Origin of the sequence: Pseudoalteromonas sp. Cn5-37 (assembly GCF_021532495.1) — a bacterium.
GTDB lineage: Bacteria > Pseudomonadota > Gammaproteobacteria > Enterobacterales > Alteromonadaceae > Pseudoalteromonas > Pseudoalteromonas simplex.
This window is the reverse complement of sequence record NZ_JAKGBA010000002.1, coordinates 106,337-124,020: the sequence shown is the minus strand read 5'-3', so window position 1 is coordinate 124,020 and position 17,684 is coordinate 106,337. Positions and strand designations below refer to the sequence as shown.

At 42.5% G+C, this 17,684-nt stretch carries 14 protein-coding genes; 3 read left to right on the top strand and 11 right to left on the bottom strand.

The features are described 5' to 3' along the window. Positions 1 to 47: 47 nt before the first annotated feature. From tdh to L1266_RS05305, 4 genes are all read right to left on the bottom strand, one after another. Entirely contained in the window at positions 48 to 1,073 is a 1,026-nt protein-coding gene (tdh, locus tag L1266_RS05320) for an L-threonine 3-dehydrogenase (protein WP_054551064.1), read from the bottom strand. A gap of 55 nt (positions 1,074 to 1,128) precedes the next feature. Then, positions 1,129 to 2,325 (bottom strand): glycine C-acetyltransferase, encoded by a 1,197-nt coding sequence (locus L1266_RS05315; protein ID WP_054551063.1) that lies wholly within the window; start codon positions 2,323 to 2,325, stop codon positions 1,129 to 1,131. 163 nt (positions 2,326 to 2,488) lie between these two features. After that, entirely contained in the window at positions 2,489 to 3,034 is a 546-nt protein-coding gene (gene gmhB / locus L1266_RS05310; RefSeq protein ID WP_138619224.1) for a D-glycero-beta-D-manno-heptose 1,7-bisphosphate 7-phosphatase, read from the bottom strand. After that, positions 3,031 to 4,092, bottom strand: coding sequence for a glycosyltransferase family 9 protein (locus L1266_RS05305; RefSeq protein WP_235377043.1), 1,062 nt, complete (start codon positions 4,090 to 4,092; stop codon positions 3,031 to 3,033). The genes gmhB and L1266_RS05305 overlap by 4 nt, the downstream gene beginning before the upstream one ends. A 124-nt stretch (positions 4,093 to 4,216) precedes the next feature. On the opposite strand from L1266_RS05305, the gene L1266_RS05300 reads away from it, so the two are divergent. Further along, a complete protein-coding gene (locus L1266_RS05300) occupies positions 4,217 to 4,939 on the top strand; it encodes a 3-deoxy-D-manno-octulosonic acid kinase (protein ID WP_054551060.1) in 723 nt (240 codons plus the stop codon). On the opposite strand, the gene hldE is transcribed toward L1266_RS05300, so the two are convergent. From hldE to L1266_RS05285, 3 genes are read right to left on the bottom strand one after another with little or no spacing between them, the layout of a single operon-like run. Continuing rightward, entirely contained in the window at positions 4,929 to 6,368 is a 1,440-nt protein-coding gene (hldE, locus tag L1266_RS05295; protein ID WP_235377134.1) for a bifunctional D-glycero-beta-D-manno-heptose-7-phosphate kinase/D-glycero-beta-D-manno-heptose 1-phosphate adenylyltransferase HldE, read from the bottom strand. The two genes, L1266_RS05300 and hldE, sit on opposite strands and share 11 nt — an antisense overlap. Further along, positions 6,368 to 6,958, bottom strand: coding sequence for an SIS domain-containing protein (locus L1266_RS05290; protein ID WP_054551058.1), 591 nt, complete (start codon positions 6,956 to 6,958; stop codon positions 6,368 to 6,370). The genes hldE and L1266_RS05290 overlap by 1 nt, the downstream gene beginning before the upstream one ends. 32 nt (positions 6,959 to 6,990) lie before the next feature. After that, positions 6,991 to 8,445: a capsule assembly Wzi family protein gene (locus L1266_RS05285; protein ID WP_235377042.1), complete on the bottom strand. Its 1,455-nt coding sequence runs from the start codon at positions 8,443 to 8,445 to the stop codon at positions 6,991 to 6,993. A 154-nt stretch (positions 8,446 to 8,599) separates the two neighbouring features. Between L1266_RS05285 and waaA the strand changes: the two genes are divergently transcribed. After that, complete coding sequence (gene waaA, locus L1266_RS05280) at positions 8,600 to 9,859, top strand: lipid IV(A) 3-deoxy-D-manno-octulosonic acid transferase (RefSeq protein WP_235377041.1); 1,260 nt, start codon at positions 8,600 to 8,602, stop codon at positions 9,857 to 9,859. A 32-nt stretch (positions 9,860 to 9,891) separates the two neighbouring features. After that, positions 9,892 to 10,452, top strand: a complete 561-nt coding sequence (locus L1266_RS05275) for a DUF1415 domain-containing protein (protein WP_235377040.1) — start codon at positions 9,892 to 9,894, stop codon at positions 10,450 to 10,452. Between the two features lie 75 nt (positions 10,453 to 10,527). Here L1266_RS05275 and L1266_RS05270 read toward each other — a convergent pair whose 3' ends face one another. The 4 genes from L1266_RS05270 to purL form a co-directional block, all read right to left on the bottom strand. Next, positions 10,528 to 10,863, bottom strand: coding sequence for a YdbL family protein (locus tag L1266_RS05270; RefSeq protein ID WP_054551056.1), 336 nt, complete (start codon positions 10,861 to 10,863; stop codon positions 10,528 to 10,530). 9 nt (positions 10,864 to 10,872) lie between these two features. Then, positions 10,873 to 11,055, bottom strand: coding sequence for a YnbE family lipoprotein (locus L1266_RS05265; protein ID WP_054551055.1), 183 nt, complete (start codon positions 11,053 to 11,055; stop codon positions 10,873 to 10,875). After that, positions 11,048 to 13,531 carry an intermembrane phospholipid transport protein YdbH family protein gene (locus L1266_RS05260; RefSeq protein WP_235377039.1) on the bottom strand — a complete coding sequence of 828 codons (2,484 nt, stop codon included), beginning with the start codon at positions 13,529 to 13,531 and terminating at the stop codon, positions 11,048 to 11,050. The genes L1266_RS05265 and L1266_RS05260 overlap by 8 nt, the downstream gene beginning before the upstream one ends. Positions 13,532 to 13,727: 196 nt before the next feature. After that, positions 13,728 to 17,612, bottom strand: a complete 3,885-nt coding sequence (gene purL / locus L1266_RS05255; RefSeq protein WP_235377038.1) for a phosphoribosylformylglycinamidine synthase — start codon at positions 17,610 to 17,612, stop codon at positions 13,728 to 13,730. Between the last annotated feature and the right edge of the window lie 72 nt (positions 17,613 to 17,684).

The window sequence follows — 17,684 nt, the reverse complement described above, 5'->3', positions numbered from 1 at the left end:
TCTAAACTAAAAAGGCGGCCAAAGCCGCCTTATCAAATTACTCGGTATTAATCCCAGTTGAGGATTACTTTACCTGATTGGCCTGAAATCATTGTATCAAAGCCTGCTTGGAAGTCATCCACGGAGAACTGGTGAGTGATAATTGGTTTCAGATCAAGGCCTGACTGAATTAGACTCGCCATCTTGTACCAAGTTTCAAACATTTCACGGCCATAAATCCCTTTAATGATTAGACCTTTGAAAATAACCTGGTTCCAATCAACCGCCATATCTGAAGGTGGAATACCTAACATGGCAATTTTACCACCGTGATTCATGTTGTTTAGCATGCTGTTAAATGCTACTGGCACACCTGACATTTCAAGACCAATATCAAAGCCTTCAGTCATGCCAAGCTCTTTCATTACATCTTCAAGCTTTTCAGTTGCTACGTTTACAGCACGAGTCGCGCCCATTTTACGCGCTAAATCTAGACGGTATTCGTTCACATCGGTGATAACCACATGACGTGCACCAACATGTTTGGCAACAGCAGCTGCCATGATACCAATTGGGCCAGCACCTGTGATTAATACGTCTTCACCGACTAAGTCAAACGACAACGCTGTGTGTACTGCATTACCGAATGGGTCAAAGATTGATGCTAGTTCATCTGGAATGTTATCTGGAATTTTAAATGCGTTGAAAGCTGGGATCACAAGGTATTCAGCAAATGCACCTTCACGGTTTACACCAACACCTGTTGTATTACGGCATAAGTGCACACGACCGGCGCGACAGTTACGACAGTGACCACAGGTAATATGGCCTTCGCCAGAAACACGGTCGCCAACTTGGAAACCACGTACTTCCTGACCCATATCGACCACTTCACCTACATATTCGTGACCAACAACCATTGGCGTAGGAATTGTATTTTGTGCCCACTCATCCCATTTATAAATATGGACATCTGTTCCACAAATTGCTGTTTTGCGGATTTTAATAAGCAGATCGTTATGGCCAACTTCAGGTTTTGGCGCATCAGTCATCCAGATCCCTGGTTCTGCTTTTAATTTAGATAATGCTTTCATGATTTATACTCAATTAAACAAAACCGAAGCAAAAGCTTCGGTTTAGGAAATAAAATTAGATAACACCCATTTCTTTACCAATACGGGTAAAGGCAGCAATAGCGGTATCTAATTGCTCTTTTGTATGCGCCGCAGAAATTTGCGTACGGATACGTGCTTGGCCTTTAGGTACTACTGGGAATGAGAAACCTGTTACGTAAATACCTTCAGCAAGTAATTTGTCAGCCATGGCTGAGGCAACTTTAGCATCGCCTAACATGACAGGGATAATCGCGTGGTCTTTACCTGCACAGGTAAACCCTGCAGCTTCCATTTGTTCACGGAAATACTTTGCGTTATCCCAAAGTTTAGCGCGTAACTCGCCGCCATTGCTTAGCATCTCAAGTACTTTAATTGATGCAGTAACAATTGATGGTGCAAGTGAGTTTGAGAAAAGATAAGGACGAGAACGCTGGCGTAACCACTCAACAATTTCTTTTTTACCTGATGTGTAACCGCCTGATGCGCCACCAAGTGCTTTACCAAGGGTACCCGTGATGATATCAACACGGTCTAGTACACCGCAGTACTCTGGCGTACCTTTACCATTTTCACCAACAAAACCAACAGCGTGAGAGTCATCAACCATCACTAATGCATCATATTTATCGGCAAGATCACAAACCGCTTCAAGGTTACAAATAACGCCGTCCATTGAGAAAACGCCGTCAGTAGCGATTAACTTAGTTTTAGCGCCCGCTTCATCAGCAGCAATAAGTTGCTTTTCAAGGTCACTCATGTCGTTATTTGCATAGCGGAAACGCTTTGCTTTACAAAGACGTACACCATCAATGATCGAAGCATGGTTTAGCGCATCAGAGATAATCGCATCATCTGGACCTAGAATTGTTTCGAATAAACCTGCGTTTGCATCAAAGCATGATGAGTAAAGAATGGTGTCTTCTGTTTCTAAGAACTCAGAGATCTTTTGCTCTAAAGTTTTATGGATATCTTGAGTACCACAAATAAAGCGCACAGACGCTACACCAAAACCGTGATCATCAAGGCCTTGTTGAGCAGCTTTAATTAACGCTGGGCTATTTGCTAAGCCAAGGTAGTTATTAGCGCAAAAGTTAATAACCTTATCACCAGAGGCAACTTCAATTTGAGCCTGTTGCTGCGACGTGATAACACGTTCGCTTTTGTATAAGCCCTCAGCTTTCACTTCATCAATTTGCTGCTGCAACTGATTAAAAAACGCAGATGCTCTCATCTGTAATCTCCACATATTCTTGTACCTAATCAGAAATGATTAGCATGAATTTAAATTTTGCACCTATTGTAAAAGCTTAGACGAACAATTGCACTGTTTGCAGTTCGTCGCAAACCCTCAACTGGTGTGGGTTTGTGAACTTAAACTGGTCTTACCTCATAAATTATAAATATAAATTGGGTAAATCAGCTAAAGATTCACAAACAATATCGGCATGTTGCTCTGTTGACTCAGCATAACTTTGCCCTGAGCGAACTAAAACACGGGTCGCGATATTGGCTCTTTCAGCGGCAATAAGGTCGCCAAGCTTATCACCGACCATAATACTTTGTGATGGGTCGATTTGATGCTCATCGATGGCTTGTAACAGCATACCCGGAGCAGGCTTGCGACAGTTGCACTCTTGCAAATAAGCAGGCTCAGCCTTGCTTGGATGATGCGGACAAAAATAGACATCAAGAATTGTAACGCCATGGCGTAAAAATTCGCCCTTCATCCACTCAGTAAGGTTGGAAAAATCTTGCTCTGAATAATAACCACGGCCGATCCCCGATTGGTTAGTTACTACCACAATTTTATAACCAGCGTCGGCGAAGGCTTTGCACGCCTCGAATACACCGGGTACAAATTCAAACTCTTCTGGTTTGTATACATAGCCATGATCAATATTGACCACACCATCACGGTCTAAAAATAAAACTTTGCTCATGACAATTGCTCTTTATCTACCACGTGGTCAAACATCGAAATCACCTTTTCTACACTTATTTGCGCCATTAAATCAGCCCCTTTAACGCGTATTCCCCAAGGTAGCTGTTGCGCTGTTTTGCCTGTTTGTTCACGTAAATTTTGGTGATAAACCTCAACAACATAGTCTTGATACAAATAAGGTCCTGTGCGTTTTGGGTTTGAGTGGGCATACAAACCAATAACAGGTGTTCCTACCGTTACAGCCATATGCGCAGGCCCAGTATCAGGAGCTAACACTAACGCCGCACGTTTCAAAACACATAGCAGTTCTTTTAGTTGAGTTTTCCCTACTAAGTTAAGCACAGGTGCCGAACTCTGCGCGATAATTTGCTCGGCAAGTTCAATCTCTAAAGGGGTTGGGCCGCCAGTAATAACCACCGAAAAGCCTTGTTGATGAGCATGTTCAGCAAGTGCAGCATAACGCTCAGGTAACCAATTTCGCTCTTTTTTACTTGCCGCAGGCGAGATAACAAAAATACGCCCAGCTAAACGTTCTTCACCTAATAGCGCATCGGCTGCTTGTTGATGCTGCTCAGTAATTGGCATTTGCCATTGAGGTTTGTAATCAGGGATGCCAATTGCTTGAGCAAAGCCTTTAAAACCTTCTAATACATGCGCCTCTGATTGCGGGGCAATACGCTTATTAATAAACAAACTATGCAACTCTTTTGAGCGTGCCCAATCAAACCCCACTTTGATCTTTGCAGGAATACAACGGGCTGCTAAATTCGCTCTGAGTGCGACTTGCATATGTAATAGCACATCAAATTTACGCCCCTTGAACGTGTCTTTAAGTTGCTGATAAGCCTGTTTGCCCAGCTTTTTATCGAACACAACAAACTCAACACCTGGTAAATCGGCCAGTAACATAGCCTCAACTTTACCAATCACCCAGGTAATTTTTGCCTTCGGTTGTGCCTTTTGAATTGCTTGCACTGCTGATACGGCATGACATACATCACCAATTGCCGAAAGCCTTAAAATGCAAATATCTGAATAGGAGGTTGATTGAGTCACGTGCGCCCTTAGCTACAGCAAATAATATGCGATCTTAAATTAACTTGATGCTAATGCAAGCACTTATGCGAAAAGCTAAAAATACGGTAAGATAGCGCTAATTTTATTTAATCTTGAAGTTGTTATGTTTGAAACTCAGCATCTGCAAAACACCACCCTTTTGTGTCACCCAGCTTATAAAGACGAGCTCACGCAACAGTGGTTCGATGCCAATTATTGGCAACAACAAGATAAAATCGTTGGTGCAAAAAAAGGTCGCGCAACAGCGTGGTTTTTTAAACATCAACAGCTTACAGGCGTTCTTCGTCACTATTGGCGTGGTGGTTTAATTGGTAAGTTACTGAGCGATCAGTACCTATATGTTGGTTTGAAGCAAACTCGAGTCTATAAAGAATTTACACTGATGATGCGTTTGCTTGAGCTTGGCCTAAATGTGCCGACACCCATTGCGGCAAAAGTGACCAACCACGGCTTAATCTATCGCGGCGATATCATCACCGAAGCAGTAACTGGCGCAAAAAGCGTGTTAGATATTTTAATCACGCGTCCACTTAGCCAGTCTGAGCTAAAAGCGATAGCAGTCACTCTCAGCGAGTTTCACAATCATGGCGTCTATCACGCAGATTTAAACATCAATAACATCCTGTTCGATGATACTGGTAAGGTGTTTATAATCGACTTTGACCGCGGTGAAATCAAACAGCCACATGCTAGCTGGCAAACAGAGAACATTAAGCGCCTTGCCCGTTCATTTGCAAAAGAGCAAGGCCGTAATGAAGTGATGCATTGGCAACAAAGTGATTGGCAGTCACTGGTGTGTGACTACCAAGCATTGCTTAAGACTTAATTTTGCTAATTACGTTTGATGTTGAGCAGCCATTAAGAAACTCAAGTACTTCGACTTTTCCGCCATGGCGTAGAACATGATCGGCACCAGCAATTTGGTCAACGGTGTAATCGCCGCCTTTTACTAGCACATCAGGGCTAATTTGCTCAATCAGCTTAGCTGGCGTGTCATTTTCTTCAATGCTGCCAAATGGAATAACCCAATCAACTGACGTAAGCGCACTTAATACCATAGCACGCTCATCCAATGGATTAATTGGTCTTTCTGGGCCTTTTAAGCGAGTGATTGATTCATCATTATTTAAGCCAACAACCAGCCTATCACCTCGTGCTTTAGCCTGAGCAAGATAGCGTACATGGCCTGCGTGAAGAATATCAAAGCAGCCATTAGTGAAAACTATTTTTTCACCATTTTGCTTAGCAAACTCAATATGCTGAAGCACATCTTCAAACGGCGTTTGGTAATGCTCGCCAGTTTGCTGCAAATATTGACCAAGCTTACGGCTCAACTCTTCTGGGGACACGGTTGCGGCACCCAGTTTACTCACCGCAATACCAGCAGCGAGGTTGGCAATTTCAACTGCATCTTTTGCAGCCATTCCCGCACCAAGCATCACTGCTAATGTTGCAATTACAGTATCGCCTGCGCCAGTAACATCGCTGACTTCAAGCTGCTGGGCTGCAAAATCATGTTTTTCTGCTTGGCTAATTAACGACATGCCCTGCTCTGAGCGCGTTAATAGCATCGCAGCGATGCCCGCTTCACTGATTAGCTTACGAGCGCTGTCAGTCAAGTTTTGCTCAGAATCAGTTTTACCACCAGCAAGTTTAAATTCGTTTAAGTTAGGGGTTATGTAATCGGCACCACGGTATAAGTTTAAATCAGATGATTTAGGATCAATAAGCACCGTTTTACCTGCTTTCTTTGCAACCTGAACCATTTGTTGAATTAAGCTCAGAGAGCCTTTGTTGTAGTCAGAAAACAACACAAAATCGTAGTCATCTAAAACCAGCTCTAAACGGTTTAATAACAGTTGACTGTGTTGCTCAGTAAAGGTCTCTTCAAGATCAAGACGCACAACTTGTTGATGGCGGCTGATTACTCGCATTTTAGAAATAGTCGGTAAATCGCAAACACTCACTAATTGCGAATCAATTTTCTCTGAACTTAAAATTGTTTCGAGGATTTGCCCACTTTCATCTTCACCAACTAAGCCTAGTAGACCCACTTTACCATCTAAACGGGCAATATTTTTTGCAACGTTTGCTGCACCACCGGCTTTGTCTTCAAACTTACTGACTTTTACAACAGGTACAGGGGCTTCAGGCGAAATACGACCTGAGTCGCCATGCCAGTATCTATCTAGCATGACATCACCAACGACTAAAATACGCGCCTTTGAAAGGTTTTTTAGTAACGCTAAATCCATTACTTTTGCTCCGCTACAACCATATCGATGGCTTCGCATAACCAATGCCCGATAAACATGTGCGCCTCTTGGATACGCGCGGTTTCATCATTTTTAATAATAATAGGTAGCTTAGCGATATCTTTTACCTTACCACCATCTCGACCTGTTAATGCCACAGTAAAGGCGCCGATTTCATTTGCCGCTGCCAGTGCAAGATTGATGTTAGGGCTAGTGCCAGATGTGGTTAAGCCAATCACCAAATCTTCAGGCTTACATAACGCCTGCACTTGGCGCTCAAATACAGTATCAAAATGATAGTCGTTACTGTGAGCGGTTAAAATTGAGGTATCTGTTGTCAATGCGATAGAAGCAAGTGGACCGCGCTCCAATTTATAACGCACAACAAACTCAGCAGCTAAATGCTGTGCATCAGCCGCGCTACCACCATTACCAAACCAAATAACCTTACCACCTGCTTGTAAAGCACTGTGACAAGCTTCTAGTAGTTTCATTACTTCAGGGTGGTAGGTTTCCATCGTCTCAAACAACATTTGATGACGATTTAAACTTTCTAGGTAGCTTGCCGCTACAGAATCAAGATTTGACATAAATATTCCTTAAAAAGTATTAACGGCTTTGCTTACCAAAAATAGGCTACAGATAACCAAGTATAGTTATCGCCAAAAACATCTTCACCATAGGTAAGAGTTGTCTCTAATGTATGCTCGTTTAATTGACGCGTGTTACTTAGTTGAAGTTCAATTGCATCATCATATTCTCGACTAAATCCACCTATATCATACTCGTAGTTACTTTTATTCGAAATGGTTGAAACTTTAGCACGCCATAGAGACTGAAAAGATTCAGAGTAAGTCACTTCTAAAACATTTACTTCAGACGGTACGCCGTCACCAAAGTAACGCTGATCTGCAGCAAAATGTCCAACAACAAATCCATCTACCGTATTACCCTTAGTAGGATAAATATAATTTTTATACCAAAAGCTGTGCATATTGGTATGTTCAAATCTAAAACTTATTGAGTCTGTTAATTTTGGGAAAAAAGCCCCTAAACTATAAGCGACATTACCAAACTGATAGTTTTTGTGCTCTTTAGTATCTTCACCACCGTATTCAAAATAAAGCTCTGTTGGCAATCCCCAATTAAAGTTAATTACATTTGTAATTGAAGCGAACTGATCGCCCAGCTCCGCATCAGAGCTACCTACTAATGCAACATTATCATTTCCGGCAGGATCAAAAAAAGCGTCAAATACATCTCCAGCATCTACTTTACGAGGCCCACCGCCAAACTGCATCATTCGGTTAAGGCCAATTTTCCAACCACTAATAGGTTCAATACTGAAGTGAGTACCCGCAAGTTTAGGCGTACCACTATGAAGTTCACCTTGATATAAAATACCATTCTCAACATGTTCTAACTCTGAATAATACAATTCAAAATCAAAATTCCACCAATTATGAGCAGGCTTTACCATACCAATCGAAATTGACGGGGCTGTTTTTGCGTTGGTTGAAATGATTTGTGCAGAATGCTTAAACGGCGAGAACCAATGTTCTTTATACCCAAGGTTTAACTGTAAATCTTCACCAGCAAAACTAATAAACGAATTGTAATTTACAAACTTATTTGCCTTGGCTCGGTAATCAACTCCAACCTGTACTAGCGTGTAATCATTGGCACGCCAAATACCTTCAAAAAAGCCTTGTCCCCATTCATCAGAACTAAGTCCGCGTTGATTTGCTATTTTTTTACTGTTGTCTGTATCAACTTGTAATTTAACACCTGCACGTGTTACTGCATCATCACTTTGATAAGGCTTTATTTTATAACGGATAGCTGCGACTAGTTCTGGCTCTTTTTTTTCAAGCTCAAGAAGCGCACTTTCTACTTCCGATAAACGATAAGGTTTAACCATAGGCGCGCCTGTGGTTAAGGCAAACAAAGTATCTAATTGATGATCAAGCTGTGCATCCATGCCAATCGGTAAGTAGGCGGTAGGTGCTGCAAATAAAGGCATTGAACAACTTAGAAAAGCACCAATTACCGAGGCTTTTATCATTTTAAATTTCATAACTGCTTCGTTGATTTATTAAGTAACCGAAATATTACCAAATTAGCTAACAGTAAACACTTTAAAACTTTCTTTAATAACCCTTTTTAACATTTTATATTTAGATCCCAAAGGTTCCACGCTATCATAACGTTTTACCTATATAGGCTAAGCAATGGCGCGCATTTTATACTCTTTACTTTTATACCTACTAAGCCCACTGGTTGTTTTTTACCTGTATGTTTTACGCGGCAAAAAGAATAAGGGTTACCGTGAACATTTTGCTGAGCGCTTTGGCTTTTCTAACTTATCTCATCACGATGTTGTTTTTCATTGTGCCTCTGTAGGTGAAGTGTTAGCTGCAACGCCGCTTATAAAGGCCGTTCAATCAGAAAACCCAACACTTACTATTTTAGTAACCTGCAATACCCCAACGGGTCGCGAACAAATAAAAAATAACTTTAAAGATGCGGTTAGCTGCTGTTATTTACCGATTGATTTTTTCTTCGCTACGAAGCGATTTTTAAAACGTATCCAGCCAAAGGTACTGTGTATTTTAGAAACGGAACTTTGGCCAAACCTTATGGCGCAAAGCAACAATAACGGCACAAAGGTACTTGTTTTAAATGCCCGGCTTTCAGCTAAATCACAGCAAGGCTACCAAAAGGTAATGCCTTTAACTAAGGTGATCATGCACTCTATTAGCGATCTGGCCAGTCATAATCAAGATGATGCAAAACGCTTTATTGAACTTGGTTTAAAGCCTGAAAAGGCACGCGTATTTGGCTCAATTAAATTTGATATCATGCCTACAGATGAGCAATTAAATAAAGTCGCAGCACTTAAAAACCAATATAACAACGAGCGATTTATCTGGGTTGCAGGCTCTACTCACCCTATTGAACACGAGCTTATTTTAACTGCTCATAAGAAGCTGTTAAAAGCGTTACCCCACGCACTTTTGATTATTGCTCCACGTCACCCAGAGCAATTTAATAAAGTCGCTGAAGTTTTAAAAAGCTCAAATTTGAGCTTTAGTCGTCGCAGTGAAGATAACTATAACAACCAACAAGTTGTGTTAGCTGATACGTTAGGTGAGTTACAATGCTTATATGGTGTGGCAAACATCAGCTATGTTGGTGGTAGTTTAATCGAGCGAGGCGGCCATAATCCGTTAGAGTCAGCAGCGTTTTCTGTTGGCGTATTAGCAGGTCCTCATACCTATAACTTTGACCATATTTATCCTGAGCTGATTAGTGCTCAAGGAGCAAAAACTGTTACCGATGAAAATCACCTTGCTGACACACTTATCGCTTTGAGTAGTGATGTACAGGAGACGATTAAGCTCGGTCAACAAGCTCAGAAATGCGTTGCTAACAACCAAGGCGCCATTAGTAAAACGGTTAAATTAATTGAGCATTACTTAGAAAAGTAAGATAGAAAAGTAAAATAGAATAGAGAAATAATGTGACTTCAAAGCAAGCGATAAATCGCCCAGAAATACAAACGCGCGAATGGGTATCAAGCGTAATCGTAAAATACAATTTCTGCCCGTTTGCCCGTAAAGAAGTAGAAAGCAATTGCATTCATTATCAAATTAGTCAGTCTATTACGCTTGATGATGCAGTAATGGATATGCTTGAGCAATGTAGCGCGTTAGACCAACAAGCAGAGCGCGAAACCACTTTGTTGATGTTTGAGCAAGGCTTTAAAGATTTTGAAGAGTTCTTAGATTTAGTCGATTTAGCCAATGCGCTTTTAGCTGCGCAAGGCTATGAAGGTAAGTATCAAATAGCCAACTTTCATCCTAACTATGTATTTGCTGATAGCGATGACAGCGATGCTGCAAACTATACGAATCGTGCACCTTACCCAACACTGCATTTAATCCGTGAAGCCAGCATGAGCGAAGCGTTAGACAACTACGATGAACCCGAATCCATCCCAGAGCACAACATTAAACTTACAAGACGCAAAGGCATCGATTTTTGGCAGCAGCTACTGCAAAACTGCATCGATAAGCGCTAACACCTACCAGCGTTCTATAGATAAAAAGCCAGTAATGCTGGCTTTTTGTTTTTTATAGCTATTAAATTTAGTGAGTTATTTTTTTACCCACTCACCGTTCACTTCAATGTAGTGACCCGGCTTCGTTTTCTCGATAGTTTTAGCAGCTGCAAGGGCTTCAACTTGCGCTAACGAAAGATTGTTCTTTTTCGCAAGTTTTAAATATTGCTCTTTACGCTTTGCATTAATTTCATCAACGACCGCTTTTGCTTCGCTGTTATTAACCACTAAACCTAAATAGCCTGAGCTGTCTTCACCTACTAAGCCTTGGCTCTTTGCATCATCAAGGCTGATAGCCCAAGCAGAGAAGGATAAACAAACAGCACTGATCAAGGTGATCACATTTAGTTTTTTAAGTTGTAATTTACGCATGTGTGCTCCTTAGAATAATTCGCTGTCATCACTGAATAAGGTATCAAGTTCTTTATCCACTTTTACGCGGATCTCATGGTCAACTTTTACATTTAAGTTGATTGTAATCGGCTCTTTTGCTGCCACCTCAACACGGTGAGTACAGGCACTCAGCATGCCTACTGCCGTCAGCATTACTAACCACTTAGCCATCATTGCTTCCTTTTTTTGCATACTCTTTCTCAACTCTTTGAGTAATTTCATCACTTAAACGCAGCGCTCTAAGTAAAGTAAATACATTCTCTTCATGATTATAATTAAAGTTCACTGCTTGCTGCTGCGCTTCATTATAACCCTCTAAATTTACACCTAAATGTAACCAACCATCCGGTTTGAGATTAACACTGCTGCGTAGTTTTTTAATATCTAAATTCTCAAGCAAACTCAGCGTGGTACTCAGCTCTTGTTGCTGCGCTTTTACCGCTTCAAAACCCGCATTATCGGTGATCAGTAATTTACCCTCACCCTGATTAACTAACTGCCCTTGCTTTACCTCGATGCCCTGTTTATTTATTACAACGGGTAAGGTGCCTGCTAAGCGCCCACTTAAGCTAATCCCAGACTCTGCATCAAGGGTGACCAATTTACTGGCATCAATATTTTCAAATTTAACAGTCGCGGTTTGGCTATCACTGAGTGGGCAGAACTTATTCACCACAAATGCCCCGCCCATAACCTGACCAGTTAGATTAGCTACGCAAGGCTGATTAGCTGTTACCTGCAACTGACCTTGTATATTTTTGACCACGGCACCTGCGCGCAGTTCATTGAGTGTAAATTTAGTCGCTGCAATATTAAGCTGCCCTGAATTAAACGTGCCGTTCAAATTCACTGCAAAATCATTCGCTAGATAATCATTATAAAGCGCACTGAATTTACTTATTTGCACGCGCCCTTGTGCTTGTTGAAGATTTACATCCCCTTTTATATTGCCCGAAACGACTCCGTCGGTCACTGTAGCAAGCGGCTCAAACTGAGCAATTATTGGGTTAAGTTTAGATACTGCCTGCTCTGGTATCACTAATTCAAATGGGTGAGCAACCTCAGACATATGATGGCTAACAAGCGCTTCAAAGCCATCTGCAAACACATGATGCGTTGCCTGCAAGGCGCGGCTTTGAAGAGCTTTTGACACAACAGACAACTTATTTAAGCTAAGCTCTGCTGTTGATAATTTAGCGGCTGTGGTTTTGGCATCAATATCAGCAAATAACTCCCCCACACTGAGATCTGTACTAAGAGTAAGCTCATTGCTAATTTTTGCTGCGTTAATATCATCATAAGTTAATGATTTAACCTTGCTATTAGCTTTAACAACGAGGTGCTGCTGGGCATTATACTCAGCGTTAATTGCGCTGCTAAAATCAGCTATCTGAGCACCCGAAATTAGGGCATTTTTAACACTGATATTAGTATTCAGTTTAGCTGTAGGGCTAGTAAATAACCCTTCAATATTTAGCTTTCCTTTAGCCCCAATACCTTCAACCCCAAAACCCTCAGTCAAAGCGCCATCAGACTGAAAATCTAAAAATGCAGGTAGTGAATCCACCGACAGTTGAAAATCAGCGCTAACGCTGCTTTCATGCAAATGCGCGTTGAACTTAAGCTCATCTATATCTTTACTATTAAAATCAATGCTAACTTGGCTATTCAGTGATGCCATCGGATCCTGTAAAGAAAGGGATGTATTACTGACTGTCACCTCACTTTGCCCTTCTATAGCTTGCAGCTTTACAGTTGGGATTGAGAGCAGCTCACCTTCTACACTAACTGGTTTGTCAATGTGTAACTGCCAAGTAAGCGGTAACTGCGCTTCAACAAATGATTGATGCTGCTGGTCTGCGATGGTGTTTAAGCAGTCTCGGTTTGCACTAAGTTGATTTTGTAAAGCTGATAAATCCGCGTATAAATGCTGTTGATTTAATTGATACTTAACACTCAATTGCCCTTCACTGGCAAAACCTAGGTCACACTCCCCTAAAGCATGCTGATAACTTGCATTGATTAAGCTTTCAATTGCAGCTGAAATTCCATCAAACTTAATCTGTGACTGAATAGTAAAATGGCTGCTTGTTGGCAATGTTACGAACCGCTCAGCCACTTGCTCATCAAAGGTGACGTTGGCTTTGACTTCATAATTAGATATTACAACGTCAGCATTGAGATCCCGTGAAATCGTAAAATGATTTAGGCGTTTTTCTTGTATCGCCAACCTAACAGGGGTGTCAGTAAACGGTGAGACTACATCAAGCTGCTCAATGCGAATTAGCGGTCTTTGCTCGGGTAATACCAAGGCAAGCTTTTTAAATTCAGTTTGTGAAGTGTCAGGTTGCTGATTATTACTCTGATTACTAATTATAAGATTGGCTCGAGAAACACTAACCTGCTGCTTATTCGCAATAATGCCAGCTAACTCTATTTGCTGTCCTTGGTAGGTTAAGCATAATTTCTCGATATTCAAATCAAGCTTGCGAGTTAATGACCAATCAATGCAGTGAAGCTCAGCGCCATTTTTACTGAGCATAGGCGTTAAGTACCACGATGTCAGTGGTAATCTGAACAAATACGCCAACAGCACCATGCTTAGCACGATACCTAGCAACCCAACACACGCCCGCTTAAAACTCAAAAAACTCTCCTTGCTTCTCGCTTCTCGCTTCTCGCTTCTCGCTTCTCGCTTCTCGCTTCTCGCTTCTCGCTTCTCGCTTCTCGCTTCTCGCTTCTCAGATCATTATAAACAAAAAGGCCACACATGATAGTGCAGCCTTTTTAGTTTTAACGGTTTGTATGAACCTAGCTTGTATAGCTAGGCACACAATTAAGTTCTAGCCAACGTTTTTACGAGCGTTGCGGAACATACGCATCCACGGGCTATCCTCTTTCCACTCATCTGGGTGCCATGAGTTAGCAACCGTACGGAATACACGCTCAGGGTGCGGCATCATAACCGTTGCACGACCATCTGTAGAAGTAATACCTGTGATACCTTCTGGCGAGCCATTCGGGTTAGCTGGGTATTGCGTTGTTGGGTTACCGTAGTTATCAACAAACTTCACTGCCACAGTACCTGATTCAAGCGCTGCTTTAACTGCATCAGCGTTTGCGAACTCAGCATGACCTTCACCGTGAGAAACAGCGATAGGCATACGTGAACCAGCCATACCGTTAAAGAATACCGATGGGTTTTCTTGCACTTCTACAAGGCTAAAGCGAGCTTCAAAACGTTCTGACTTATTCGTTACGAAACGTGGCCAGTGCTCAGTGCCAGGGATCAATTCTTTCAATGTTGAAAGCATTTGACAGCCATTACATACACCTAAGCTGAAAGTATCTTCGCGGTGGAAGAAGCTTTGGAACTGCTCACGCGCCATCTCATTAAATAAGATTGACTTAGCCCAGCCTTCACCTGCACCTAATACGTCACCGTAAGAGAAACCACCACATGCCACTAAGCCTTTAAATTGCTCAAGTGTTAAACGACCTTCAAGTATGTCGCTCATGTGCACGTCAACCGCAGCAAAGCCTGCACGGTTAAATGCCGCAGCCATTTCTAAGTGAGAGTTAACACCTTGCTCACGTAGAATCGCCATTTTCGGCTTCGCACCCGTTGCAATGTAAGGCGCTGCAACATCTTCGTTTAAGTCAAAGCTTAGTTTTACGTTAAGACCTGGGTCTTTTGCGTCAAATTTAGCGTCAAACTCTTGCTTAGCACACTCAGGGTTATCACGACGTGCCTGCATTTGGTAAGTTGTTTCTGCCCAAATCGTACGAAGCTCAGTACGCGTGTGGTTAAGAACCACATCATCACCACGAGTGAATAGCACGCGGTCATCAGCGTTTAGTGCACCAATTTCATGGCTGATAGCTGCTAAGCCATGATCTGCAAGAACCGCTTTCACTGCATCTAAGTCAGCATTTGCCACTTGGATAACTGCACCTAGCTCTTCATTATAAAGCGCTTCGATGTCTGAACCAGTTAAGCCAGCAAGGTCAACAGTTACACCTGTGTGACCAGCAAATGCCATTTCAGCGATAGTCGTGAATAAACCACCATCAGAACGGTCATGGTAAGCAAGTAACTTGTTATCAGCAACAAGCGCTTGCATTGCTTCGTAGAAGCCTTTTAATAGAGCTGGGTTATCAACGTCAGGCGTTACATCACCTAGTTGCTTATAAACCTGTGCAAGGCTTGATGCGCCCATGCGGTTTTGACCCGCACCTAAATCAACTAATAATAGTGATGACTCACCTTTATCAGTGCGTAGCTGTGGCGTTACTGTTTTACGCACATCTTCAACACGACCAAAGGCAGTAATGATCAGTGATAATGGTGCAGTAACTGATTTTTGCTCACCGTTTTCATCCCATTGAGTTTTCATCGACATTGAGTCTTTACCCACAGGGATAGTTAAACCGAGCGCCGGACAAAGCTCTTCACCTACCGCTTTTACAGCTTCGTAAAGGCCCGCATCTTCGCCAGGGTGACCTGCTGCAGCCATCCAGTTTGCAGATAGCTTGATATTTTCAAGCCCACCGATGTTCGCACACGCGATGTTCGTTAGTGACTCAGCCACAGCTAAACGAGCAGAAGCACCGTAGTTTAAAAGTGCAGCTGGTGTACGTTCACCTAGTGACATTGCTTCACCGTGGTAAGTATCAAACGCAGCGGCTGTTACCGCACAGTTTGCTACTGGCACCTGCCAAGGACCTACCATTTGGTCACGCGCAACTAAACCCGTTACCGTACGGTCACCAATGGTGATTAAGAATGTTTTCTCAGCAATCGTTGGTAAGCGTAATAAACGCTGTGCAGCATCTGCCGCATCAATGTTAGCAACGTCTAATGGTTGCGATTGTGCTTTTTTCGATTCAACTTCGCGGTGCATTTTTGGTGCTTTACCAAGTAAAACATCAAGCGGAAGATCAACTGGGTTGTTACCAAAGTGGCTATCTTCAACCGTTAAGTGACGCTCTTCTGTTGCTTCACCAATAACAGCGTATTCTGCACGTTCACGTTTACAGATTGCTTCAAAGCGCGCGAAGTCTTCTGCTGCAACTGCTAATACGTAACGCTCTTGAGATTCGTTACACCAAATTTCGTGTGGTGCCATACCCGGCTCATCGTTAGGAATATCACGAAGTTGGAATTTACCACCACGACCACCGTCGTCTACAAGCTCAGGGAATGCGTTAGAAAGACCACCTGCGCCCACATCGTGGATGAAAGCGATTGGGTTTACATCACCTAGCTGCCAACATTTATCAATAACTTCCTGACAACGACGTTCCATTTCTGGGTTTTCACGTTGTACCGATGCAAAGTCTAAGTCTTCGTTTGATTGGCCTGATGTCATACTAGACGCAGCACCACCACCTAGGCCGATGTTCATTGCCGGACCACCTAGTGCAATTAGCTTAGCACCTACAGGGATTTCGCCTTTTTGAACATGCTCAGAACGAATGTTACCTAAACCACCTGCAAGCATGATTGGCTTGTGGTAACCACGTACCTCGATACCATTATGGCTTGATACTTTCTCTTCGTATGTACGGAAGTAACCAAGTAAGTTAGGACGACCAAATTCGTTATTGAATGCCGCACCACCTAATGGGCCTTCAGTCATGATATCAAGTGCATTTACGATACGACCAGGCTTACCAAAGTCTGTTTCCCATGGCTGCTCGTAGCCAGGAATTCGTAGGTTAGATACAGTGAAACCAACTAAACCTGCTTTAGGCTTAGAACCACGGCCTGTAGCACCTTCATCACGAATTTCACCACCAGAACCTGTTGATGCACCTGAGAATGGCGCAATCGCTGTTGGGTGGTTGTGCGTTTCAACTTTCATCAAGATTTCGATGTTCTCTTGATGGTATGCGTACTCGCCTTCGTTATTTGGGAAGAAACGACCTGCTAGCGAGCCCTTCATTACCGCTGCGTTATCTTTATATGCAGATAGTACGTTTTCAGGGTTTTGCTCGTAAGTGTTTTTGATCATTTTGAACAATGATTTTGGCTGTTCGATACCATCAATTGTCCAATCGGCGTTAAAGATTTTGTGACGACAATGCTCAGAGTTTGCTTGTGCAAACATGAATAATTCGATGTCGTTCGGGTTACGCCCTAACTTTTGGAAGTTTTCTACCAAGTAATCAATTTCGTCATCTGCAAGCGCAAAACCTTGCTCAACGTTTGCTTTAGCAAGCGCTTCACGGCCACCACCTAAAATGTCAACTGATGACATTGGACGCGGCTCATCGTGACGGAATAATTTAGCTGCATCAGCCATATCCGCGTGCGTTGCTTCAGTCATACGGTCATGTAATAACGCTGCAACTTCAGCTGTTTGCTCAGCTGATAAGTTACCTTCTACGTAGTATGCAATACCACGCTCAACACGGTGAACTTGGCTTAAGCCACAGTTATGTGCGATATCAGTTGCTTTTGATGCCCAAGGCGAGATAGTACCAGGACGCGGCGTTACAAGAATTAACGTGCCAGCAGGGGTATGCTCGGCAATTGTTGGACCGTAAGTAAGCAGTTTTTCCAGCTTGGTTTGCTCATCAGCTGAAAGCTCAGCTGTAAGATCAGCAAAATGCATGAACTCTGCGTAAACGTCAGTGACTGGAAGTTGTGCCTGTTGGCAACGCGCTAAAATTTTCTGAACTCTAAAATCGGAAAGTGCTGGTGCACCACGAAGGATCAACATAGGTATTTTCATCCGGGGTTAGGGATTGAACGATATTTTAGGCGCATATTATAGTGCAAATAACGTCTAGAT